Genomic DNA, 20,169 nt, shown 5'->3' with positions numbered 1-20,169 from the left:
AGCAATGAGAGGGCATGGTCGGCGTCCTCCTCGACGAGATCGGCGAGTGCCTGCTCGTCGATCTGTCCGACATCGGGAGAGATGTCGTCGAAGGCGGTATCGCGCCGAAGTTGTTCGCGTGGCGTCGTCCGACGGCTCTCGTCGGCGAGCGCTTCCTGGGCATCATCGCCCTCGAGGGTGAGTGGCGCTCCCGGATCGCCCCCTAGGGGGCTCCGACTTTTCCCGGGTCCTCGTCGACTTCCGGCTCCGGGGCGGGGTTCTCCGCAGCCAGGACCTGTGCCCAGAGGTCGCGGATGACGTCCTCCGGTTGCCGGTCACCACCTTCGTGGAGACGGATGCGACCCGACAGGGCCACCAGCGCCGCATCGAGTCCGATCTCGGGGTCGGTGACCTCGGCCCGCCGGATCGAGGCCAGCCGCGTCGCCACTTCGACCAGATCGATCGCGCCGCGTACCGACGAGCCCACGCGGACATCGGCGTGGTTCCGCGTCCCCCGGGTCACCAAGACGGCACGCGTCATGATCAGGTCGCCGGCCTCACAGGCCCGACGACTCACGATGTCGGCCTCGTCGTCGCGGGACTGGTAGCCCATGGCGATCCGACACATCCGGTCGTACACCGCGCCGGACACACGGGCCGTCCCCACATTGTCGAACGGGTTCATCGCCGCCACGAGTCGGAACCCGGGTGCGGCCTCGACCCGGCCGAGCCGGGGAAGATGCAGCTCCCCCTCCGACATCACCGAGATGAGGAGGTTGACCGTCTCCTCGGGGACACGATTGAGCTCCTCTAGGTAGAGCAGCGAGCCCGCCCGCAGCGCCTCGAGCAACGGCCCGTCGACGAACACGTCGGGGGTGTAGCCCTCCTCGAGAACTCTCGCCGGGTCGAACTGACCGGCCAGGCGCGCCGGGGTCAGCTCGGCGTTGCCCTCGACGAAGACGAACCCCGTGCCTGCGGCGTTGGCCACTTCGCGCAACATCGTCGACTTGCCCGTACCGGGCGGGCCTTCGAGCAGCACATGGCGATCTGCAGCGAGCGCCGCGACCAGGAGTTCGAGCTCACGGCGGCGCCCGACGATCGCCGCGTCGAGCGCGTCGAGCACCGCGGCGTCGTCGAGCGAGGTCATGAAGGTCCGGATCAGTCGAAGGTGATGACGCCGCGCACGTTCTTGTTCGCGAGCATGTCGGCGTAGCCCTCGTTGATCTGATCCAGCGTGTAGGTGTTGGTGATCATCTCGTCGAGCTTGAGCTGACCGGCCTGATACATCGAGAGGAGATGCGGGATCTCCTTGCGAGGCGCGGCCGAACCGAACAGGCAGCCCTTGAGCTCCTTGTTCATCATGGCGAACTCGAAGAGGTTGAGCTGCACGTCCATCGCCATCGCATTGGCCACCGCGGTTGCCACGATGGTGCCGCCCTTGCGGGTGAGGAACTGAGCGGGAGCGATCATGTCGCCGGTGAGGACACCCGGGGTGAGGATGACGCTGTCGGCCATCACTCCCTCGGTGATACCGCCGACGAGGGCCATCGCCTCTTCCATCGAAGCCGCTGCGTGGGTGGCCCCGAACTCCTGGGCGCTCTCGCGCTTGAACTCCGACGGGTCGACGGCGACCACGTTCATCGCCCCGGCGACCTTGGCGCCCTGGATCGCGGCATGGCCGAGACCACCACAGCCGACGATGACGACCGTGTCGCCCGCGGTCACGCCGGCGCGATTGACCGCGGAGCCGTAGCCGGTGGTGACACCGCAACTCACGAGGGCGGCCGGGCCGGCCGGGATGTCCTTTTGGACCTTGATCGCGGAGTCGACGCTCAGGACCATGTGTTCGGCGAACGTGCCGAGCTTGAGCAGCGGGGTGAGATCCTCACCCGCCGCGCTGTGGTGACGGAACCCGCCGGCCATCATGCCGGGCTCCATCAGGTGCATGCCGAGATCGCACAGGTTCTGCTGGCCCGAGGCACACCAGCGGCACTTGCCGCACGACGGGATGAACGAGCACGAGATGTGGTCGCCGATCTCGAACTCGGTGACGCCCTCGCCGAGCGCGATGACCTCGCCGGCGCCTTCGTGACCACCGATCAGTGGCATCGGTACCGGCATGGTGCCGTCGTGGGCGTGCTCATCGGAATGGCACATGCCGGCAGCCAGGGTCTTGACGAGGATCTCTCCCGCCTGCGGCTCGTCGAGTTCGATCTCCTCGACGCTCCAGTCGGCTCCGACTTCTCGAAGAATGGCGGCTCTGGTCTTCATGATGATCCCCTCGGAGGACGTGTTCGGGCGAGACGGTGAACGCGGCAGAAGGTACCAGCGCAGCGCCCGGTACCGATAGTTCGCAGCTTCAGGCCACGACCCGGATCGACCCGACCTCCGTTCCGATCCAGTTGCGCAGCACCTGTGGCGGTGGCGGCGGGCACGCGCCGAGCTCGGCCATCGCCCACTCGATCGCCATCTCGGACGCCCGGGTCGCGCCGTCGCGGACCTTCAGCGCGACCGCGGTCCCGGAGTCGAGCGCGATTCCGCAGTAGACGCCTTCGGCGCCGGTCTTGACCACGAGCCGGCCGTCGCCGTCCCCGATGATCCGGGTGCAGGCACGGTCGGTGCCGCCCACCATGAACGGCTCCGCGGTCATCGCCGTCAGGATGCGACGGCCCTCGGGAAGCGAGCCGAGCGATGTCCACCCGGCGGCCAGACGGTCGAGCGGCATCGACCAGACGGGGATCCCGCACCCGTCGACGCCCGGCACCGAGTCGGCCAACGAGACACCGCAGCACGCCTCGATCGCCGGGGTCAGATGGTCGGCCTGGAGGACGTGGGTGGGCGAGAGGTAGCCGGCCGGATCGATGTCGAGGTGTCGACAGACCGACAGAAAGCCCACGTGCTTGCCCGAACAGTTGTTGTGGCGAGCGGTCGCCGGCTCTCCGGAGGCCGCCAGGGCATCGGCACTCGGCCGATGCGAGGGTGGGTGGGCGCCACATTCCAGGTCCGCCACGGTGAACCCGATGTCGGCGAGCCAGGCATCGACGACCGCAACGTGACGCGGCTCGCCGCCGTGGCTCGCACAGGCGATCGCCAGTCGTTCGTCGCCGATCGCGTCCCCAGCTCCGGTGCTCACCAGGGGAACCGCCTGCACCGGCTTGAGCGCAGACCGAGCGAACACGTCACGCGTCCCGTCGCCGCGCGACCAGAGAATGCGGCCCCCCGGCTCGACCGCGACGACATCGACCTCGTGGCGGCTCTCGACGTCGCCGCCTCTGAACACGTCGACGATCAGCGGTGCGGTCACGTCGGAAGGCTAGACCGATCCCGACGCCGAAATCCTCGAACTGCCACCCACCCGGGCCGCTACGGTCGCCCCGTGGCAGACCTCGAACGCGACACGGCGATCGTCCTCACGGAGCGGGGCGAGCAATGGAGCACCTACACGGCGCACCCCTCCGAGGAGTGGGCCATCTGGGGCCCGATGGGGGGCTACATCGCGTCGATCGCGCTGCGCGCCGCGGGCGATCACTGCGGCCGCGGCCGCCCGGCCTCGATCAACACGAGCTTTCTCGCTGCCGCCCGGTTCGCGCCGGTGACCCTGCGGGTCGAGACACTGCGAACCACGCGCGTCGCGACCTGCACGAGGGTGGTGATGGCGCAGGACGACCGGCCCCTCCTCGAGGCAACGGTGTGGGGTACCGACGCCGACGAAGGACTCGACCACCACACCGCGCGACGCGGGCCCGACGTGGCCCACCACACCCAGCTGCCGAGCTTCCACGACCGCCTGGCCGCCCAGGGCGAACAGGTCATGCACGAGTTCTGGAACCGCCTCGACCACCGACCGACGCAGTGGACCGACGACTGGGCGAACCGCGCCCCGAGCGAGCCCGACCAGGCCGCCTGGTACCGCTTCGTCGACGGCCCTCGCTTCGATCAGCCGTGGCTCGACGACACCCGCGTTCTGATCGTCACCGACCTCGACGCGTGGGGAGCGGCGACCAACGCGCACACCGGTGAACTCGAGTGGTTCGCTCCCACGATCGAGCTCACCTGCCGCTTCCTCCAGCCGGCCCACGACCACGAGTGGCTGCTCGGTTGGGGCGCGGCGCCGGTCGGGCGCGCCGGGATCATCGGTGTCGAGTCCGAGACTTGGTCCGACGACGGTCGTCTCCTCGCCATCGGTGGCAGCACACTGCTGTGCCGGCCCGCGCCCGAACGGCCCGACCGCTAGTCGAAGACGAGAACGCCGCGGATGTTCTTGTCGTCGCGCATGTCCTGGTAGCCCTCGTTGATCTGGTCGAGGGTGTAGGTCTTGGTCACGAGCTCGTCGAGCTTCAACTGGCCGGCCTGGTACATGCTCAAGAGCCTCGGTACCGCCCGACGAGGGCTGTCGGAACCGAAGATCGTGCCCCTGATCTGCTTGTTCATCATGGCCAGCTCGAAGAGGTTGAGCTGCACGTCCATCTGCATCATCGGAGCGAGACCGGTGACGACGATCGTGCCGCCCTTGCGGGTCAGGAACTGGGCCGGGGCGAGCATGTCGCCGTGGATCACACCGGCGGAGAGGATGACGCTGTCGGCCATGACCCCCTCGGTGAGTCCGCCCACCAGCGCCATCGCCTCTTCCATCGAGGCGGCGGTGTGGGTCGCGCCGAACTCGGCTGCCTTCTCGCGCTTGAACTCCGAGGGATCGACGGCGACGACATTCATCGCGCCGGCAGCCTTCGCACCCTGGAGCACATTGGCCCCGATGCCGCCACAGCCGACCACGACGACGGTGTCGCCGGCGGTCACCTCGGCGCGGTTCACGGCGCTGCCGTAGCCCGTGGCGACGCCACAGCTCACGAGCGCGACCGGGATGAGCGGAAGGTCCTTGTCGACCTTGATCACCGAGTCCTCGCTCAGGAGCATGTGCTCGGCGAACGTGCCGAGCTTGGCCATGGTGTTGATGTCTTCACCGGCGGGGCCGTGGTGACCACAGCGACCATCGGAGATCATGCCCGGACCGAGCGTGCCGGCGCCGAGATTGCAGAGGTTCTGCTGACCCGATGCGCACCAACGACACTTGCCGCACGCGGGCACGAACGAGACGGCGACATGGTCGCCGACCTCGAAGTCGGTCACGCCCTCACCCACCTCGATGACGACTCCGGACCCCTCGTGCCCGCCGATGACGGGAAACAAGGTGTCGCCGGCCAGATCGCCGGTGACGAGGTGTTCGTCGGAGTGACACAGGCCGGCGGCATGGGTCTTGATCAGCACCTCACCCTTGCCCGGAGCGTCGAGCTCGATCTCCTCGACCTTCCATTCCTGGTTGGCCCCGTACAGCACTGCGGCGCGTGTTCTCATCGTTGTTCGTCCTTCGTGAAGCGAGAACCGAGACGGTAGTCCGCGCCGCGGCCCGCCGTCAGATGGTGCTCGTCATCCCGCCGTCGACGGGAAGCACGATCCCGGTCACGGCCGCAGCCGCCTCCGAGCACAGGTACGCCACCGCGCCGGCGATCTCGTCGGGCTCGATCAGCCGGCCGATGGGCCGCTGATGTTCCGCGAACTCGCCGACATCGGTGTCGTAGGCGGCCGCCGATGCCTCGATGATCGCGGTGCGGGTCGAGCCGGGAGCCACCGCGTTGGCCGTGACACCGGTACCGGACAGGTCGACGGCCAACGACCGGACGAGACCGACGACGCCGTGCTTGGCCGCCACATAGGGCGCCATGTTCTTGAGCCCGACCATCGCGGCGGTCGAGGCGATGGCGACGAAGCGTCCCCGCCACGGCTCGGGACTCTCGAGGATCGCCGGGATCGCGGCGCGGGCCGTGTGGAACACGCCGCGCAGGTCGATGTCGACCACGGCGTCCCACTCGGCGTCGGACACCTCCCACAGCCGGTCACCGGCGGCGAACACGCCGGCGACCGCGATGGCCGCGTCGAGCCGACCGAACAGGTCGACGGCAGTGGCGACCGCGGCGCGCATCGCCGCCTGGTCGCGCACATCGGCGACCACCGGGGTGACGAACTCACCGCCGGCGGCCGCCACCGCCTCGAGCTCCGCGAGTGTGCCCATGCCGTACGGGATCGCTGGCTCGTCGGCACAGATGTCGGTGGCGACGACCGACCAGCCGTCGGCGACGAGACGGGCGACAGTCGCGGCGCCCATGCCGCGGGCGGCGCCGGTGACGAGGGCTACGGGTCGTTGCATCGGCCCAGCGTCGCAGGCGCGGGCGCAGACTGCGACTACCGGGTGTCGATCTGGGCGATGGCGTCGTCGACCAGCGCCGAAAGGAGCGCGGCACCGTGCTCGGGAGTCGCCCCCGTCGGATCGCCGAGCACGCCGTTCGGCGACACTTCCCGAACGCCGCACTCCATCATCTTCGGGAGCAGCTCATCGATGGGATCGGTGTTCCCGCTCTCTGCTGCCGCCAGCCGCACGAGCTCCGGTGCGAGATGCAGCAGGAGCGACGTTTCGGTCAAGCCGGCATGCGCATCGGCCCCCGGCAGGCGCACCGACCAGACGTCGAGCGCACGACCCTCGGCCGCGCAGGTCGCCACGGCCGCGCGCAACGCGTAGGCATTGCCGCCGTGACCGTTGACGACCACGATGCGGGCGAACTCGGGCCCTGCCGTCCTCACGATCTCGATCAGCACGTCGGCCAGAACCTTCGTCCCGATCGAGAGCGTGCCCGGGAATCCCGCGTGTTCGCCGGACGCGCCGATGGCCACCGCAGGGGCCACCACCGTGTCCGCCAGCTGCGCCGCGACTCCTTCTGCGACCGCCACTGCGATCCGGGTGTCCGTGTCGAGCGGGAGATGAGGGCCGTGCTGTTCCGTCGCGCCGAGTGGCAACAGCAGCGTCAGTGCCCGGTCCGACAGCGACGGCGACGTTCGGGATCCCAGGCTCATGGTGGCGACGGTAGTGTCCGGCGATGGCCAGCTTCGAGACGCGCCGACTGACGCCGATCCTCGGCGCGGAGATCACCGGACTCCCACGGGTCGACACGCTCGACGACGACGCCGTCGACGAGCTGATGGCGGCCGTGCACGAGCACCAGGTGGTGTTCATCCGAGACCAGGACGATCTGACCGACGAACAGCACCTCGCGTTCATGCTCCGGATCGGCTCGCCCTACATCCACCCGCTGGCGAGGGTGGCCGGCCGGACCGAGGCCGTCGCCGAGCACATCGTCGACGATGCCGACCATCCGCCGTTCCAGGACCGCTGGCACACCGATGTGTCGTGGGACCTGGAGCCGCCGGCGATCGGATCGCTCCGGCCGATCGAGATGCCGGCCCACGGCGGCGACACCTTGTGGGCATCGATGTACGCCGCGCACGACGCGTTGTCGGCGGGGATGCGCGCGTTGCTGACGGGGCTGACGGCCCATCACGACATCGGCTCGGGCGAAGCCTTCAAGACCAAGGGCGGGGTCGACGTGTTCGAGATGGCGCGCCAACTGCTCCCCGACACCCGCCATCCGGTGATCGGTACCCACCCGGTCACCGGCCGCAGCTACCTCTACGTCAATCGACAGTTCACCCGCCGCATCGTGGAGCTCGAACGGCGCGAGTCCGAGGCGCTGCTCGGCTTCCTCGTCGACCAGGCGGAGCAACCCAACCGCTGCATCCGTCACACCTGGACGGTGGGCGAACTCTGTCTCTGGGACGAGCGGTCGACCCAACATTTCGCGACGGCGGACCACTACCCGGCCCGCCGGGAGATGGCGCGAGTGGCGGTCGGAGACCGGGTCTGAGACAGTCTGCGGATGCACGTCGATCTGACACCTGACCAGAAAGATCTCCAGGCCGAGCTCCGCGACTACTTCACGACGTTGATGACCGACGAAGTGAAGGCGTCGATTCGCAACGACGAACTCAGCGCCAACGAGCCGTATCGGGATCTCATTCGCAAGATCGGCGCCGACGGCTGGCTCGGCGTCGCGTGGCCCGAGGAGTACGGAGGCAAGGGCTACACCCCTGTCGAGAACTACATCTTCTTCAACGAGGCGCAGAAGGCGGGCTGCCCGATCCCGTTCCTCACGACCAACACGGTCGGTCCGACCTTGCGCCACTTCGGCACCGAAGAGCAGAAGAACGACTTCCTGCCCAAGATCCTCACCGGCGACATGTTCTTCTCCATCGGCTACTCCGAGCCGGGTGCCGGCTCCGACCTCGCCTCGCTGCAGACCAGGGCGGTGAAGGACGGCGACGAGTGGGTCATCAACGGCCAGAAGCTCTACACCTCGCTGGCGTGGGACGCCGACTACATCTGGCTCGCGGCCCGCACCGATCCCGATGCCCCCGCCCACAAGGGCATCACCATCTTCCTGGTCCCGACGAGCGACCCCGGCTTCTCGATCTCGCCGTTCATCACGATGGGGACGACCAACACCACCGCGACGTTCTACGACGACGTGCGCGTCCCCGAGTCCGCCGTGGTCGGCGAGGTCCACGGCGGCTGGAACCTCATCACCAGCCAGCTCAACCAGGAGCGGGTGTCGTTGTGCGCCGCCGGCGGCATCACCAACACGGTGAACCAGATCATCGATTGGGCCCGCGACACAGAGCACCCCGACGGCGGTCGCGTGATCGACCAGGAATGGGTACAGGTCAAGCTGGCCGAGATGCGGGCCCGCGTCCGCTTCCTCGACCTGCTCAACTGGAAGGTCGCCTACAACCAGACCACCGGCGCGTTGAACCCGGCCGTCGCCAGCTCGGTGAAGGTGTGGGGTTCGGAGTCGATGCACGCCATCTACAAGGAAGCAACCGAGCTGTTCGGCGCCCTCGGTGCCCTGCGGCCCGGCTCACCGGGCGCCGTGCTGGCCGGCCGGATCGAGGAGTTGTACCGCGGCGTGTGGGTCCTCACCTTCGGCGGCGGCACCAACGAATTGCAACGAGACATCATCGGGTGGGCCGGCATGGCTCTCCCCCGCGAGAAGCGCAGGAAGTAGCGATGGACTTCAACCTCAACGAAACCGAGCAGGCCGTCAGCGATCTGGCGATGCAGATCCTCGGCGACAAGATCGATCACGAACGGCTCAAGCAGATCGAGGCGACCGACCAGTGGTTCGCCGCCGAAGAATGGGCCCTGATGGCCGACGCCGGCCTGACCGGCATCGCCCTCCCCGAGGCCCACGGAGGCGGAGGACTCGGCATCATCGAGGCCGGGCTCGTGTGCGAAGCCGTCGGCCGCCATGTGGCACCCGTACCCGCGCTGCCCACGATGCTCGCAGCACTGACCATCGCCGAATTCGGCGACGACGCACTCGCCGGTGAACTCCTTCCCGGCGTGTGCGACGGCTCCCGCATCCTCACGGTTGCGACCGCAGAACACCTCCGCGAGGACCTCGCCCGCCCGGGGGTCGTCGCGGCAGCCGACGGCTCGCTCACCGGCGTGAAGTCGGTCGTGGAGTTCGCATCCCAGGCCACGCACGCCGTCGTCAATGCGCTCGGACCCGACGGACCGGGGCTCTACCTCGTCGATCCGCACGGTTCGGGAGTCACGTCGCAGACCGGAATCTCCACCCGCAAGGAGACCGTGCACGAGCTCACGTTCGCGGCGGCGCCCTCGACACTGCTCGCGTCGGGCGAAGCCGCGATCCGTTGGTTCGAGGCCCGGTACCTCGCGCTCGTGTGCGCGACCCAGCTGGGCGTGGTCGAGGGTCAGCTCCGGCTCACGGCGCAGTACACGAGCGAGCGTGAACAGTTCGGCCGCCCCATCGCCACCTTCCAGGCGGTGACCCAGCGTCTGGCCGACTGCTTCATCCAGGTGGAGGGGCTGCGCCTCCAGACCCAGTCGGCCCTGTGGCGCATCGCCAACGGGATCGACCCGTGGGAAGACCTGCGGATCGCCAAGTGGTTCGGATCCGAAGGCGCACACTTCGTCGCCCACGGCGCCCAGCACATGCACGGCGGCATCGGCGTCGACGTCGACTATCCGCTCCACCGCTACACGCTGTGGAACAAGCATCTCGAGGTAACCCTCGGCGCGGCCAGCCAGCAACTCCGCGCGATCGGCGCCACCCTCGCCGCCACCCCCGCAAACTAAGGCGCCCCCGCCCGCCTTTCGCGGGCGAACTCCCCTTCAGAACGGCTCGGTGCGGCGGACTGTCACACCGGCGCGACAGGGTGTCGCCTACTTCTCCCATGCACGAACGGGAGAAACCATGCGTACCCCCCAACACCTTGCCGAGGTCTTCACTCGTCAACACGGTGTCATCAGCCGCCAACAGGCTCTCCAGGCCGACGCCACCCGCCACCAGATCGACCGTCGCGTCGCATCAGGAGAGTGGCATCGGCTCTCACACGGGGTGTATCGACACCACCTCGCGCCCGATTCCTGGGCGTCGCGACTCATGGCCGCGTGCCTCACCGTCGACGGGGTTGCCAGTCACCGGTCGGCCATTCGCAACCATGGGGTCCGGGGGCATCGGAGTCCGAGGATCGAGGTGAGCATCGAGCAGGGCCGGTGGCGTGCACCGGGCGACTTCGCCTTGCACCAGACCACCCAGATCGACCGCATCGACATGTCCGAGGTCGACGGCATTCCCACCACCGGGTTGGCGCGCAGCGTGCTCGACTTCGCCGGGGTGTCGAGCCTCGAGCGAACCAACGCGCTGATCGACGTCCTCCTCGTCGATCGCCGATTGAAGCTCGGTGATCTCGCCGACGTGCTCGTTCGGCACTCACGCAAGGGCCGCGACGGGTGTGGCCGCCTCCGAACCGTGCTCGACGAACGCCTCGGCGAGACTGCGGTTCCGAAAAGCGAGTTCAGCCGTCTCGTTGCACGCCTGCTCGTCGCCCACGGTCTGCCCCAGCCGGAGTTCGAGTTCGAGATCAACGATGGCGCGGGCCTGGTCGGCTTCGTCGACCTCGCCTACCCCGACGAACGAATCGCCATCGAGCTCGACAGCGTGCGCTGGCACCTCAACCGGTTGTCGTTCGAACGAGACCCGGTCCGTCGGAACCGGGTCGTCAACCGCGGGTGGACACCGCTCAGCTTCACATGGCAGGCGTACTACGAGCGGCCCATCGAACTCGTCACGACCGTCGCAACCGCCCGTCGACGGCTTCTGAAGGCGGGCTGACCCGCAGTTTGCGGGCGCACTCGCCTTAATTTGGCAGGGGTGGGGGGGAGAATCCGTCGGGGACGATGATGTGGTCGGGGGTGAGGTCGGCGATGGAGTCGACACCGATACCGCGCAGGGTCGCGTCGATGCCACCGCGGAGGATGTCGAGCACGTTCTCGACACCGGCCTGGCCGTTGGCGGCGAGGCCCCAGAGATACGCCCGTCCGATGAGGACTGCGTCGGCGCCCAACGCACACGCCTTGACGACGTCGGATCCGCGCCGCACGCCGCCGTCGAGCACGACCTCGACCTGATTGCCGACTGCGGCCACGATCTCGGGCAACATGCGGATCGACGCGGGAGCGCCGTCGACATTGTTGCCGCCGTGGTTCGAGACCGACACGCAGGTGGCACCGGCGTCGACGGCCCGGCGGGCTTCGTCGGAACGGACGACACCCTTGATCATGAAGGGTCCGTCCCACTGCGACCGGAGCCACGCAACATCGTCCCACGTGGGAGGCGGGGTGCCCATCCACGTGCCGTAGGCCTCGAAGAACACCGGAGGATCCTCACCGCCAGTGGCGAAGTTCGGCACCGTCAGACGCGGGATCTGCCCGGACTTCGCCCATGTCCACGCCCACCGCGGCTTGCGAATCACGTCGGTGGCGTGGGGAAGCAGCTCCCGGAGGGTGAACGACTGCGGGATCGCCGGGCTCCCCCAGTCGCGGCCGTGGGAGAACGACCAGTCGAGGGTCAAGATGAGGCCGACGGCGCCGGCGTTCTTCGCTCGTTCGATGCGAGCGAGAATCGAATCCCTGTCGCCGGCCCAGTAGATCTGGAAGAACAGCTGGGAGTTGACCGCAGCGACCTCTTCGATCGGCTTGGACGCGAACGAGCTGAGCCCGGCCGGGATGCCGCGGTTCGCGGCGGCACGGGCGACGGCGACCTCCCCGTCAGGGTGGACCGCCTGCACTCCGGTCGGCGAGATGATGACGGGCATCGATGCCGGCTGGCCCATCACGGTGACGTCCATGGCTCGCTCGGCGCCCTGGCCCGCAGTGACGGGGCGGAACCCGAGCTCGTCGAACGCCGCGACGTTGTCGCGCATCGAGATGCCCGCTTCGGCGCCCGCGATCAGTGCGCCGTAGACCGAAGTCGGGATTCGCTTCTTCGCCCGTTGCTGAGCGATAGCGACCGTTTCAAACCAGGGATTGCCCACGCGCCTGACCTCTCATCCGACCCACGACGGTACCGGCGCACGTCGAGAACGCGTTCGACGGCGTACGCGAAGAACCGCGCCCCGTGAGGCGCGGTTCTTCGAAACGGCGTGGAGTTACTCCTCTTCGCCGTCGAGATCGTCGACGAGGTCCTTCGCCTTCTCCGCAGCCATGTCGATCTTGTCGTCGTGCGCGTCCGGAACCTTGTCCTTCACAACCTCTGCGGCCTTGTCGATGGCGTCTTCGACCTTGTCGGCGTTGCCACCGACCAGGCCCTTGATCTTGTCGAGAATGCCCATGAGGCCTCCTGGTGTCTGTGTGACCGGTCGGTCGGAATTGCTCGGTGAGGCTACACGGCTAGGGTCACGACCGCTGGGGAAGGGGACGAGATGCCAGGACCGCTCGAAGGAATCAAGGTCGTCGACATGACGCAGGTCATCGCCGGGCCGCTCGCCTGCATGCTGCTCAGCGACCTCGGCGCCGAGGTGATCAAGGTCGAACCGCCGGCGTTCGGCGACCTCACCCGACTCGCCCAGTTCGCCAAGGGCGGGCTCAACAGTTCGATCGTCAACAACAATCGCGGCAAGCGGTCGATCCAGGTCGACATCCAGCAGAACGCGGGTCGCGAACTGGTGCTGGAACTCATCAGGGATGCCGACGTCGTGGTCCAGAACATGCGGCCCGGCGTGATGGAACGGCTCGGCGTCGGCTGGGAGGGCAGCGTCGCCGTCAACCCCGACATCATCTACTGCTCGATGTCGGGCTATGGCGCGACCGGCCCCTATGCGGACCGTGCCGTCTACGACCCGATCGTCCAGGCGATGGCGGGCTATGTGGCGCTCCAGGTCAACCCGCAGGTTCCGATCCCGGATCTCGTGCGCAACGGTGTCGTCGACAAGGCCGCGGCGTGGATGGCGGCACTGGCGATCACCAGCGCGCTCCACGCCCGCAACGAAGGCAGCGGGGGCCAACACATCGAGCTGTCCATGCTCGACATCGCCGTGCAGTTCCTCTGGCCCGACGGCGGTATGGCCGACACGATGCTCGATCCCGACGTCCCGCCGAGCCACCGACTCAGCGAGATCTACACGCTCAGCCAGTGCGCCGACGGCCACGTCGTGTACTTCGTCATCTCCGACGGCCAGTTCCAGGGCCTCTTCGAGGCGCTGGGCCACCCCGAGTGGATCGAGTCCTACGGCACCGTTGCCCAACGCCACGGCAAGCAGGAGGAGATCGGCGGGCTGCTGGGCAACGCGTTCCTCGAGTGGAAGGTCGCCGACCTGCTGCCCCGGATGCACGAGCACTCGGTGCCGTGCGGCCATGTCAACCAGATGGAGGATCTCCCGACGGATCCGCAGATCGTGCACAGCGGCACCTTCGTCGAATGGGAGCATCCGAGCGCCGGTCGAATCCGCAGTCCTCGCATGTCGGCCCGGTTCAGTGCGACACCGACCGAGTTCAAGGCCTCGGCTCCGCTGCTCAACGAGGACATCGACGACGTGCTCACCGAGATCGGCATCACGGCCGAGCAGAAGCAGGCTCTACTCGACGCGGGAGTGATCAAGGCTCCGCCGGAGTAGTCGTCGGTGGCCGACGTCGCGGCCGGTGGTCATCACTTGTTCGGTACTCTGACCGCATGTCCTTCAGCGAGCTCGACCTCCGGCCGGTAGCAGTCCTCGACGACGAGGCGCGTGGCGACTTCGTCGTGCGCGTCTACCAGCACCTCATGGCGGCGATCCTCGTGTTCGTCGGCATCGAGGCGATCTTCCTCAACACACCCATCGCCGAGGGCATCTACGACCTCGTCGCCGGCAGCGGCATGACCTGGTTGATCATCCTCGGGGGCTTCATGGTCGGCCAGTGGATGGTCGCCAACGCGGCGGCGGATCTGCTGAACCCGTCGAAGCAGTACGCCGCACTCTTCGGATCGGCCGCGCTCTACGCGCTGCTGTTCGCCCCGATGCTGCACTACGTCTTCCGGTCCCCGGGCAACGGTGGCACCACCGTCGCCGCGGCCGCGCTCATCACCGCGGTGGCGTTCGCGGGTCTGACCGTGATCGGCTTCGTCACCCGCAAGGACCTCTCGTTCCTGCGCCCGATCGTGATGTACGGCTTCGTGGTCGCCTTGGTGGTCATCATCGCCGCGCTGGTCTTCGGCTTCAGCCTCGGCGTGTGGTTCTCGATCGCCATGATCGCCCTCTCGGGTGTGGCGATCCTCTACCAGACCCAGACCATCATCCGGAAGTACCCGGCCCAAGCCCACGTGGCCGGGGCCCTGGCCCTGTTCTCGTCGGTGATGACGATGTTCTGGTACGTCCTGAGTCTTCTCAGCCGCCGCTAGGCATCAACGCCACCTCGAGGGCGTCCTCGACCCGGGTCGCCAGGTGGATCGTGATGTCGTCGCGCACCTCCCGGGGGATGTCGTCGACGTCTCCCGCGTTGGCGATCGGGAGGATCACGTCGGTGACGCCGGCCCGATGGGCCGCCAGGACCTTCTCCTTCACCCCACCGATCGGGAGCACACGCCCCTGGAGAGTGACCTCACCGGTCATGGCGACATCGCCACGAACACGGCGCCCGCTCAGCAGACTCACGAGCGCGACCGACATGGTGACCCCGGCCGACGGACCGTCCTTCGGCACCGCTCCGGCCGGAAAGTGGACGTGGACCCGGCGGTCGTCGGGCAGCTCGATCCCCAGCCGGTCGGCGTTGGCCCGCAGATAGCTCAGGGCGATCTGCGCCGATTCCTGCATGACGTCGCCGAGCTGACCCGTCAGGGTCAGACCGCCGTCGCCGGGCATCACCGCCGTCTCGACGAAGAGGATGTCGCCACCCGCGCCGGTGACCGCGAGTCCGGTCGCGACACCGGGGTCGATCGTTCGCTCGGCCGGATCCTCGCGCAGCGACGGACGCCCGAGCGCGTCGATCAGTTCTTCCTCGGTCACCGTGATCGGCTCGACCGCACCCGTCGCGACCTTCGTCGCGGCGCGTCGGATGAGCCGGTCGAGACGTCGCTCGAGCGACCGCACACCGGCCTCTCTCGTGTAGTCACCGACCACCGTGCGGATGACGTCGTCGGAGACGACGACCTCGTCGGCCCGCACCGCGTTCTCCTCGTACAGCCGCGGGAGCAGATGATCACGGGCGATGTCGACCTTCTCGTCCTCGCTGTAGCCCCGAAGGGGGATGACCTCCATGCGATCGAGGAGGGGCGCCGGGAGCCGCTCGATCTCGTTGGCGGTGGCGATGAAGACGACATCGCTCAGATCGAGGTCGACCTCGAGATAGTGATCGCGGAAGGTGTCGTTCTGGGCCGGGTCGAGCACCTCGAGCAGCGCGGCCGACGGATCGCCCCGGTAGTCGCTGCCGATCTTGTCGATCTCGTCGAGCAGGATCACCGGGTTCATCGCGCCGGCCTCGGTGAGGGCACGCACGATCCGACCGGGCCGGGCACCGACATAGGTGCGGCGGTGACCGCGGATCTCGGCTTCGTCGTGGATGCCGCCGAGCGACATGCGAACGAACTCCCGCCCGAGCGTGCGGGCGACCGAGCGGCCGAGGGAGGTCTTGCCGACGCCGGGAGGACCGGCGAGGGCCAGGATCGTGCCACCCCGCACGCGCGACGCGTCGACGGCCCGTTCTTCACGGAGGCGCCGGACGGCCAGGAACTCCACGATCCGGTCCTTCACCTCGTCGAGGCCGGTGTGGTCGGCATCGAGAACGTCGCGGGCACGCTCGAGATCCAGGTCGTCGTCGGTCCGGTCGGTCCACGGCACCTCGAACATCGTGTCGAGCCAGGTGCGGATCCAGCCCGACTCCTGACTCTGGTTTCCCGCCCGCTCGAGTCGCCCGATCTCCTTGTCGATCGCTTCCGCGACCGGCGCGGTCCGCCCGGACTCGACGAGGGTCGCCAGGCGGGCCCGGTAGTCGCCGATCGCATCGCCGTCGCCCTCACCCAGTTCACTCTGGATCGCCGCGAGCTGGCGTCGAAGGATCGCCTCACGTTGAGAGGCATCGAGGTCGTCGCTGACCTGCCGCTGGATGTCGCCCGCGACCTCGGCCTCGCCCGCGGCCGCCTCGGCCCACTCGATGGCCAGGCGCAGACGATCATCGGTCGCCACGGTCTCGAGCAGCTGCACGCGCTGGTCGTCGTCGAGCTCGGGCCACCACGCGATGGTGTCGGCCAGCGCGCCGGGATCGTCGACATCATGGAGCAGCCGCGCCATGCGGGCACCGCCGACCGCACGCAACAGACGCGTCGCCGCAGCCCGGTAGCGGGAGGCGAGTTCGTCGGTCTGAGCGGAGCGCGCACCCGGATCGATGGTGGTGGCGTCGACGAGCAGTGCGCCGGTGCCGTCGAGCGATCCACGACCGACACGGACCCGGGCGACACCACGGATCACGAGACCGTCGCCCCCACCGGGGAGGGCGCCACGCTGTTCGATGCGCGCCAGCGTGCCGACCGCCTGGGACGCTCCTGCGTCACGCGGCACCAGAACGACGTGGTCTTCGTGGTCGGCTGCCGCGGCCACTGCGGCGGCGGCCTCGGCCGACTCGATCTTGATCGTCACGACCATCTCGGGCAACACCACGCCCGACGTCGGCAGGACCGGAACCGTGCGAACGGCGTCGGTGGTCGGATTGGTGGACGGCGATTCCTGGGCCATGTAATAGTCCTCGTCAGGTATTCGATTACACGCTTACAACCACCTATGGTGCCCACTATTCCCATGAATCCACCACCTGCCTCACGATCCCGGAGCGAGCGGTCCACCGCGGCTCCGGTCACCGACACCGAGACTCTCGTCGCCTGGTTCACCGAGGCGCTGCCCGACGGATGGTTCACCGACGTCGTGCACATCCGCCACGACGCCGACGAGATCCTCGTCACCGGCAACCTCGGGGCCCCCGGCGCGGGACTGAGCCCCGAGCAACAGATCGTCGCCTTCCGCGAGGCCACCCGGGAACAGCGCATGGCAATCGCCGACGACGCCGAGCGGGTGTTTCGACGCACGGTGAGCTGGGCCGCCGTGTGCGGCGACACCGAGGCTCGGTTCACCACGGTCAACGCGCCGGCCATGACCAGGCTTCGGCTGGAGGAGCGGCAGGTCCTCGACACCCTGATCGACGGCGGCATCGCCCGCAGCCGGAGCGAGGCGTTGGCCTGGTGTGTCCGCCTGGTCGGAAAGCACGAAGACGACTGGATACGCGAGCTGCGCGACGCGATCGACCATGTGCAGAGCGTCCGCGACCAGCGTCGCTAGACGACGGGCTCAGGCGACGAAGTAGTCCGACCAGTCGGCGAAGGGCCCGTCGTCCGACCGGGCCTCGATGGACGCGAGGTCGAGCGGAAGGTCGAACAGGTCCTCAACCGTGCCATCGCCGTTGTCGAGTTCGAGGGCGAAGAATGCCCCGGTGACCCCGCGCACGACCGAGCCGTAGTCGGAGTCGTCGTCGATGATGCCGGCGAGGTGGTCGCCCCCGAGCAGGGTCACGAAGACACCCCGGCCGGGAAGCACGGCATAGGCCGCCGCACCGGTGGCGATGGGGATCAACGTGTCGTTGTCGCCGTGAAGGACCATCACCGGGAGGTCGGCGCGTGCCTCGACGAACCCGGCCGACATGACCACCGCGGCGGAGATCCGCGCATCGGCATCGGGCGAGACCGCAGCGCCGGCGGTGGTGAGCCCACCGAGCGAGTGGCCGATCATGCCGATCCGGTCGCCGTCGACGAACGAGGCGAGCCCGACATCGGCGAGCACCTCGTCGATGAGGAACGACACGTCGCCGATCTGACCGGGCACGTCGCCGGCGTTGGACCACGCGCCCGGCACGTCGTTGTTGGTGAGCGGAAACGCCGGCGCGACCACGACGAAGCACTGCTCGGCGAGTGAGCGGCGGTGCAGCTCGTGACTTCGAGGATGCCCGGTGAGTCCGTGGGCGAAGACGATCAGGGGCCACGGGCCGGGCGCCGTCGGCCGATCGATCCACACCTCGAGCGTCCGGTTCGCCAGCTCGGCGGCCGTCTCGGTTGCCGGGGTCGACCGGGTGTCGTCGACGAACGTCCGCTTCTCGGTCTCCTCGGCCACACACCCGTCGGCCGCATCGGTCGTCGGCGCGGGCGCCGCGGTGGTCGAACTCGGGGTGGTGGTCGAACTCGGGGTGGAGGTCGAATCCGTGGTGGTGGTCGAACTCGGGGTGACAGGTGACGGCGGTGCAGCGGCATCGTCACCGCAGGCCGCAGCGAGCAGTCCGAGCGCGCACGCGACCGCCGCCAGCCGACGCATCACTTGCGGCCGAGGAACTTCACGGGCGTCGGCCTCGAGTGATCCTGGCCGACCGGACGCTCTGCCCGGTCGGCTGCCTCGACGAGCGCCTCACCGTGCCCGAGCACGCATTCGGGGTCGGGCCCGTCGAGCGGGATGCCGGTGAAGAACTTCGCCGCCATGCAGCCACCCTGACAGGCGTCGAAGTGGCCGCAGGATGCGCACGCGCCGGCCGACTGGGGCTCGCGCAGCTCCTGGAACAGCTCGCTCTCCTGCCACACCTTCTGGAAACCGCCCGTGTCGCGGACACTGCCGGCCAGGAACTCGTCGTGGAGGACGAAGGGGCAGGCGTAGACGTCGCCCAGCGGATCGATGAGGCACACGACGCGTCCCGCACCACAGAGATTGAGTCCGGGAAGCGCTTCGCCCAGCGCGGACAGGTGGAAGAACGAATCGCCGGTCAAGACGTCGGGCCGTTCGAGCAGCCAGTGGTAGAGATCGCGCTGCTGCTGATCGGTCGGGTGCAGCTCGTGCCAGCTGTCGGCGCCGCGGCCCGACGGCCGGAAGCGGGTGAGGCGCAGCTGGGCCCCGTAGCGGTCGGCCATCGCCTTGAACTCGTCGACCTGCGGGATGTTGTGGCGGGTCATCACCACCGAGATCTTGAACTCGCCGAATCCGGCGGCGTGGAGATGCTCCATTGCCCGCACCGCGGTGTCGAAGGACCCTTCGCCGCGCACTTCGTCGTTGGTCGCCGCGTCGGCGCCGTCGATCGAGATCTGGACGTCGACATAGTCCATCCCGGCGAGCTTCCGAGCCACCTCGGCATCGATCCGCGAACCGTTGGTGGAGAACTTCACGCCCACGCCGTGATCGACCGCGTACTCGACGAGGTGCCAGAAATCGGGGCGGATCGTGGGCTCACCGCCGCCGATGTTGATGTAGAAGACCTGCATCCGCTCGAGTTCGTCGATCACGGCCTCGGCTTCGGCGGTGCTCAGCTCGCGAGGATCGCGGCGCCCGCTCGAGGAGAGACAGTGCACGCACTGGAGGTTGCACGCATAGGTCAGCTCCCAGGTGAGGCAGATGGGTGCGTCGAGCCCGGCCTTCATCTGGTCGCCGAGTCCGCTCTGCTTGACCGGCGACAACACGAGGTTGTCGGGCACGGGAACGTGAGGGATCTGCAGATCGGTCATGCGGCCACCAGGAAATCAGAGGCCGCGAGAGAGGCGAGTGCCTTCTCGAACGACGGCCAGCGTCGGGGTTCGATGCCGGCCGCGTCGAACGCGGCACGGGGGTTGTCGTGCTCTGCGAGCGACTCCACGAGTGTCACGAGCTCCGGCGCGCGAAGAAAGTTCAGTCGCCGGTTGCCGTAGTGGTACGCCAGCGCCCCGAAGGGTTCGGGGCGCAGGGCCACTCGCTCGTGCAGCCGGTACGGACGGCCGGCGTCGAAGTCCATGGGACTAGTAGACGCCGCACATCCCGTCGATGGAGATCTCCTCGACGAGGAGCTCGTCCTCCACGAGTTCGGCGGCGTCGGCCGTGGTGTCGGTGGTCTCGTCGACGGCGGTCTGGTCTCGAACGTCGGTCGGCTCCATGGTGCCCTCCTCGATCAGTTGATCGTCACGGGGTGTGCGATACCCG

At 68.3% G+C, this 20,169-nt stretch carries 22 protein-coding genes; 9 read left to right on the top strand and 13 right to left on the bottom strand.

The features are described 5' to 3' along the window. The first annotated feature begins 14 nt into the window (after nt 1-14). Nucleotides 15-206, top strand: coding sequence for a hypothetical protein (locus R2707_12040; GenBank protein ID MEZ5245823.1), 192 nt, complete (start codon nt 15-17; stop codon nt 204-206). Here the strand turns inward: R2707_12040 and R2707_12035 are convergent. The 3 genes from R2707_12035 to R2707_12025 all read right to left on the bottom strand — a co-directional run bounded on the left by R2707_12035 (nt 203) and on the right by R2707_12025 (nt 3,283). After that, nucleotides 203-1,126 carry a MoxR family ATPase gene (locus tag R2707_12035; protein ID MEZ5245822.1) on the bottom strand — a complete coding sequence of 308 codons (924 nt, stop codon included), beginning with the start codon at nt 1,124-1,126 and terminating at the stop codon, nt 203-205. The two genes, R2707_12040 and R2707_12035, sit on opposite strands and share 4 nt — an antisense overlap. Before the next feature lie 11 nt (nt 1,127-1,137). Continuing rightward, the gene (locus R2707_12030; protein MEZ5245821.1) at nt 1,138-2,250 is read right to left on the bottom strand and encodes an NDMA-dependent alcohol dehydrogenase; all 1,113 of its coding nucleotides are present in this window, start codon (nt 2,248-2,250) and stop codon (nt 1,138-1,140) included. A gap of 88 nt (nt 2,251-2,338) precedes the next feature. After that, nucleotides 2,339-3,283 (bottom strand): asparaginase, encoded by a 945-nt coding sequence (locus R2707_12025; GenBank protein MEZ5245820.1) that lies wholly within the window; start codon nt 3,281-3,283, stop codon nt 2,339-2,341. A 72-nt stretch (nt 3,284-3,355) separates the two neighbouring features. Between R2707_12025 and R2707_12020 the strand changes: the two genes are divergently transcribed. Beyond that, complete coding sequence (locus tag R2707_12020) at nt 3,356-4,213, top strand: thioesterase family protein (GenBank protein ID MEZ5245819.1); 858 nt, start codon at nt 3,356-3,358, stop codon at nt 4,211-4,213. Here the strand turns inward: R2707_12020 and R2707_12015 are convergent. Genes R2707_12015 through mftE form a run of 3 tightly spaced genes read right to left on the bottom strand, consistent with a single transcriptional unit; the run spans nt 4,210 to nt 6,882 of the window. Next, nucleotides 4,210-5,331, bottom strand: coding sequence for an NDMA-dependent alcohol dehydrogenase (locus tag R2707_12015; GenBank protein MEZ5245818.1), 1,122 nt, complete (start codon nt 5,329-5,331; stop codon nt 4,210-4,212). The two genes, R2707_12020 and R2707_12015, sit on opposite strands and share 4 nt — an antisense overlap. A gap of 58 nt (nt 5,332-5,389) precedes the next feature. Beyond that, nucleotides 5,390-6,181: a mycofactocin-coupled SDR family oxidoreductase gene (locus R2707_12010; protein MEZ5245817.1), complete on the bottom strand. Its 792-nt coding sequence runs from the start codon at nt 6,179-6,181 to the stop codon at nt 5,390-5,392. A gap of 35 nt (nt 6,182-6,216) precedes the next feature. Then, nucleotides 6,217-6,882 (bottom strand): mycofactocin biosynthesis peptidyl-dipeptidase MftE, encoded by a 666-nt coding sequence (mftE, locus tag R2707_12005; protein MEZ5245816.1) that lies wholly within the window; start codon nt 6,880-6,882, stop codon nt 6,217-6,219. A 23-nt stretch (nt 6,883-6,905) separates the two neighbouring features. On the opposite strand from mftE, the gene R2707_12000 reads away from it, so the two are divergent. From R2707_12000 to R2707_11985, 4 genes are all read left to right on the top strand, one after another. Next, a complete protein-coding gene (locus R2707_12000) occupies nt 6,906-7,730 on the top strand; it encodes a TauD/TfdA family dioxygenase (protein ID MEZ5245815.1) in 825 nt (274 codons plus the stop codon). A gap of 12 nt (nt 7,731-7,742) precedes the next feature. After that, nucleotides 7,743-8,927: an acyl-CoA dehydrogenase family protein gene (locus R2707_11995; protein ID MEZ5245814.1), complete on the top strand. Its 1,185-nt coding sequence runs from the start codon at nt 7,743-7,745 to the stop codon at nt 8,925-8,927. A 2-nt stretch (nt 8,928-8,929) separates the two neighbouring features. Further along, nucleotides 8,930-10,024 carry an acyl-CoA dehydrogenase family protein gene (locus tag R2707_11990; protein ID MEZ5245813.1) on the top strand — a complete coding sequence of 365 codons (1,095 nt, stop codon included), beginning with the start codon at nt 8,930-8,932 and terminating at the stop codon, nt 10,022-10,024. A 118-nt stretch (nt 10,025-10,142) separates the two neighbouring features. Further along, nucleotides 10,143-11,063, top strand: coding sequence for a type IV toxin-antitoxin system AbiEi family antitoxin domain-containing protein (locus R2707_11985; GenBank protein MEZ5245812.1), 921 nt, complete (start codon nt 10,143-10,145; stop codon nt 11,061-11,063). A gap of 25 nt (nt 11,064-11,088) precedes the next feature. Here R2707_11985 and mftD read toward each other — a convergent pair whose 3' ends face one another. Together mftD and R2707_11975 are read right to left on the bottom strand one after the other, a co-directional pair. After that, the gene (gene mftD / locus R2707_11980; protein MEZ5245811.1) at nt 11,089-12,264 is read right to left on the bottom strand and encodes a pre-mycofactocin synthase MftD; all 1,176 of its coding nucleotides are present in this window, start codon (nt 12,262-12,264) and stop codon (nt 11,089-11,091) included. 114 nt (nt 12,265-12,378) lie between these two features. Then, nucleotides 12,379-12,561 (bottom strand): antitoxin, encoded by a 183-nt coding sequence (locus R2707_11975; protein MEZ5245810.1) that lies wholly within the window; start codon nt 12,559-12,561, stop codon nt 12,379-12,381. 90 nt (nt 12,562-12,651) lie between these two features. On the opposite strand from R2707_11975, the gene R2707_11970 reads away from it, so the two are divergent. After that, complete coding sequence (locus R2707_11970) at nt 12,652-13,842, top strand: CaiB/BaiF CoA-transferase family protein (protein ID MEZ5245809.1); 1,191 nt, start codon at nt 12,652-12,654, stop codon at nt 13,840-13,842. A gap of 56 nt (nt 13,843-13,898) precedes the next feature. Beyond that, a complete protein-coding gene (locus tag R2707_11965) occupies nt 13,899-14,603 on the top strand; it encodes a Bax inhibitor-1 family protein (GenBank protein MEZ5245808.1) in 705 nt (234 codons plus the stop codon). Here the strand turns inward: R2707_11965 and lon are convergent. Continuing rightward, nucleotides 14,590-16,929, bottom strand: coding sequence for an endopeptidase La (gene lon, locus R2707_11960; GenBank protein ID MEZ5245807.1), 2,340 nt, complete (start codon nt 16,927-16,929; stop codon nt 14,590-14,592). The two genes, R2707_11965 and lon, sit on opposite strands and share 14 nt — an antisense overlap. 63 nt (nt 16,930-16,992) lie before the next feature. Here lon and R2707_11955 point away from each other — a divergent pair, with 63 nt between their 5' ends. Beyond that, the gene (locus tag R2707_11955) at nt 16,993-17,526 is read left to right on the top strand and encodes a hypothetical protein (protein MEZ5245806.1); all 534 of its coding nucleotides are present in this window, start codon (nt 16,993-16,995) and stop codon (nt 17,524-17,526) included. A 9-nt stretch (nt 17,527-17,535) separates the two neighbouring features. Here R2707_11955 and R2707_11950 read toward each other — a convergent pair whose 3' ends face one another. From R2707_11950 to mftA, 4 genes are read right to left on the bottom strand one after another with little or no spacing between them, the layout of a single operon-like run. Further along, nucleotides 17,536-18,549 carry a dienelactone hydrolase family protein gene (locus R2707_11950; GenBank protein ID MEZ5245805.1) on the bottom strand — a complete coding sequence of 338 codons (1,014 nt, stop codon included), beginning with the start codon at nt 18,547-18,549 and terminating at the stop codon, nt 17,536-17,538. Next, complete coding sequence (gene mftC / locus R2707_11945; GenBank protein ID MEZ5245804.1) at nt 18,549-19,721, bottom strand: mycofactocin radical SAM maturase; 1,173 nt, start codon at nt 19,719-19,721, stop codon at nt 18,549-18,551. The genes R2707_11950 and mftC overlap by 1 nt, the downstream gene beginning before the upstream one ends. Then, a complete protein-coding gene (gene mftB, locus R2707_11940; GenBank protein MEZ5245803.1) occupies nt 19,718-19,984 on the bottom strand; it encodes a mycofactocin biosynthesis chaperone MftB in 267 nt (88 codons plus the stop codon). Before mftB ends, mftC begins: the two co-directional genes overlap by 4 nt. Nucleotides 19,985-19,988: 4 nt before the next feature. Continuing rightward, nucleotides 19,989-20,123 (bottom strand): mycofactocin precursor MftA, encoded by a 135-nt coding sequence (gene mftA / locus R2707_11935; protein ID MEZ5245802.1) that lies wholly within the window; start codon nt 20,121-20,123, stop codon nt 19,989-19,991. Between the last annotated feature and the right edge of the window lie 46 nt (nt 20,124-20,169).

This window comes from Acidimicrobiales bacterium, from assembly GCA_041394245.1.
In the GTDB taxonomy this organism is placed as follows: Bacteria; Actinomycetota; Acidimicrobiia; order Acidimicrobiales; family Aldehydirespiratoraceae; genus JAJRXC01.
This window is presented reverse-complemented; position numbering and strand designations above follow the sequence as displayed.

Excerpts from the sequence above, each read along its gene's own strand:
- R2707_12040 (MEZ5245823.1), top strand. The coding sequence starts at position 15 with ATGGTCGGCGTCCTCCTCGACGAGATCGGCGAGTGCCTGCTCGTCGAT.
- R2707_12035 (MEZ5245822.1), bottom strand. The coding sequence starts at position 1,126 with ATGACCTCGCTCGACGACGCCGCGGTGCTCGACGCGCTCGACGCGGCG.
- R2707_12030 (MEZ5245821.1), bottom strand. The coding sequence starts at position 2,250 with ATGAAGACCAGAGCCGCCATTCTTCGAGAAGTCGGAGCCGACTGGAGC.
- R2707_12015 (MEZ5245818.1), bottom strand. The coding sequence starts at position 5,331 with ATGAGAACACGCGCCGCAGTGCTGTACGGGGCCAACCAGGAATGGAAG.
- R2707_12010 (MEZ5245817.1), bottom strand. The coding sequence starts at position 6,181 with ATGCAACGACCCGTAGCCCTCGTCACCGGCGCCGCCCGCGGCATGGGC.
- mftE (MEZ5245816.1), bottom strand. The coding sequence starts at position 6,882 with ATGAGCCTGGGATCCCGAACGTCGCCGTCGCTGTCGGACCGGGCACTG.
- R2707_12000 (MEZ5245815.1), top strand. The coding sequence starts at position 6,906 with ATGGCCAGCTTCGAGACGCGCCGACTGACGCCGATCCTCGGCGCGGAG.
- R2707_11995 (MEZ5245814.1), top strand. The coding sequence starts at position 7,743 with ATGCACGTCGATCTGACACCTGACCAGAAAGATCTCCAGGCCGAGCTC.
- R2707_11990 (MEZ5245813.1), top strand. The coding sequence starts at position 8,930 with ATGGACTTCAACCTCAACGAAACCGAGCAGGCCGTCAGCGATCTGGCG.
- R2707_11985 (MEZ5245812.1), top strand. The coding sequence starts at position 10,143 with ATGCGTACCCCCCAACACCTTGCCGAGGTCTTCACTCGTCAACACGGT.
- R2707_11975 (MEZ5245810.1), bottom strand. The coding sequence starts at position 12,561 with ATGGGCATTCTCGACAAGATCAAGGGCCTGGTCGGTGGCAACGCCGAC.
- R2707_11970 (MEZ5245809.1), top strand. The coding sequence starts at position 12,652 with ATGCCAGGACCGCTCGAAGGAATCAAGGTCGTCGACATGACGCAGGTC.
- R2707_11965 (MEZ5245808.1), top strand. The coding sequence starts at position 13,899 with ATGTCCTTCAGCGAGCTCGACCTCCGGCCGGTAGCAGTCCTCGACGAC.
- lon (MEZ5245807.1), bottom strand. The coding sequence starts at position 16,929 with ATGGCCCAGGAATCGCCGTCCACCAATCCGACCACCGACGCCGTTCGC.
- R2707_11955 (MEZ5245806.1), top strand. The coding sequence starts at position 16,993 with ATGAATCCACCACCTGCCTCACGATCCCGGAGCGAGCGGTCCACCGCG.
- R2707_11950 (MEZ5245805.1), bottom strand. The coding sequence starts at position 18,549 with ATGCGTCGGCTGGCGGCGGTCGCGTGCGCGCTCGGACTGCTCGCTGCG.
- mftC (MEZ5245804.1), bottom strand. The coding sequence starts at position 19,721 with ATGACCGATCTGCAGATCCCTCACGTTCCCGTGCCCGACAACCTCGTG.
- mftB (MEZ5245803.1), bottom strand. The coding sequence starts at position 19,984 with ATGGACTTCGACGCCGGCCGTCCGTACCGGCTGCACGAGCGAGTGGCC.
- mftA (MEZ5245802.1), bottom strand. The coding sequence starts at position 20,123 with ATGGAGCCGACCGACGTTCGAGACCAGACCGCCGTCGACGAGACCACC.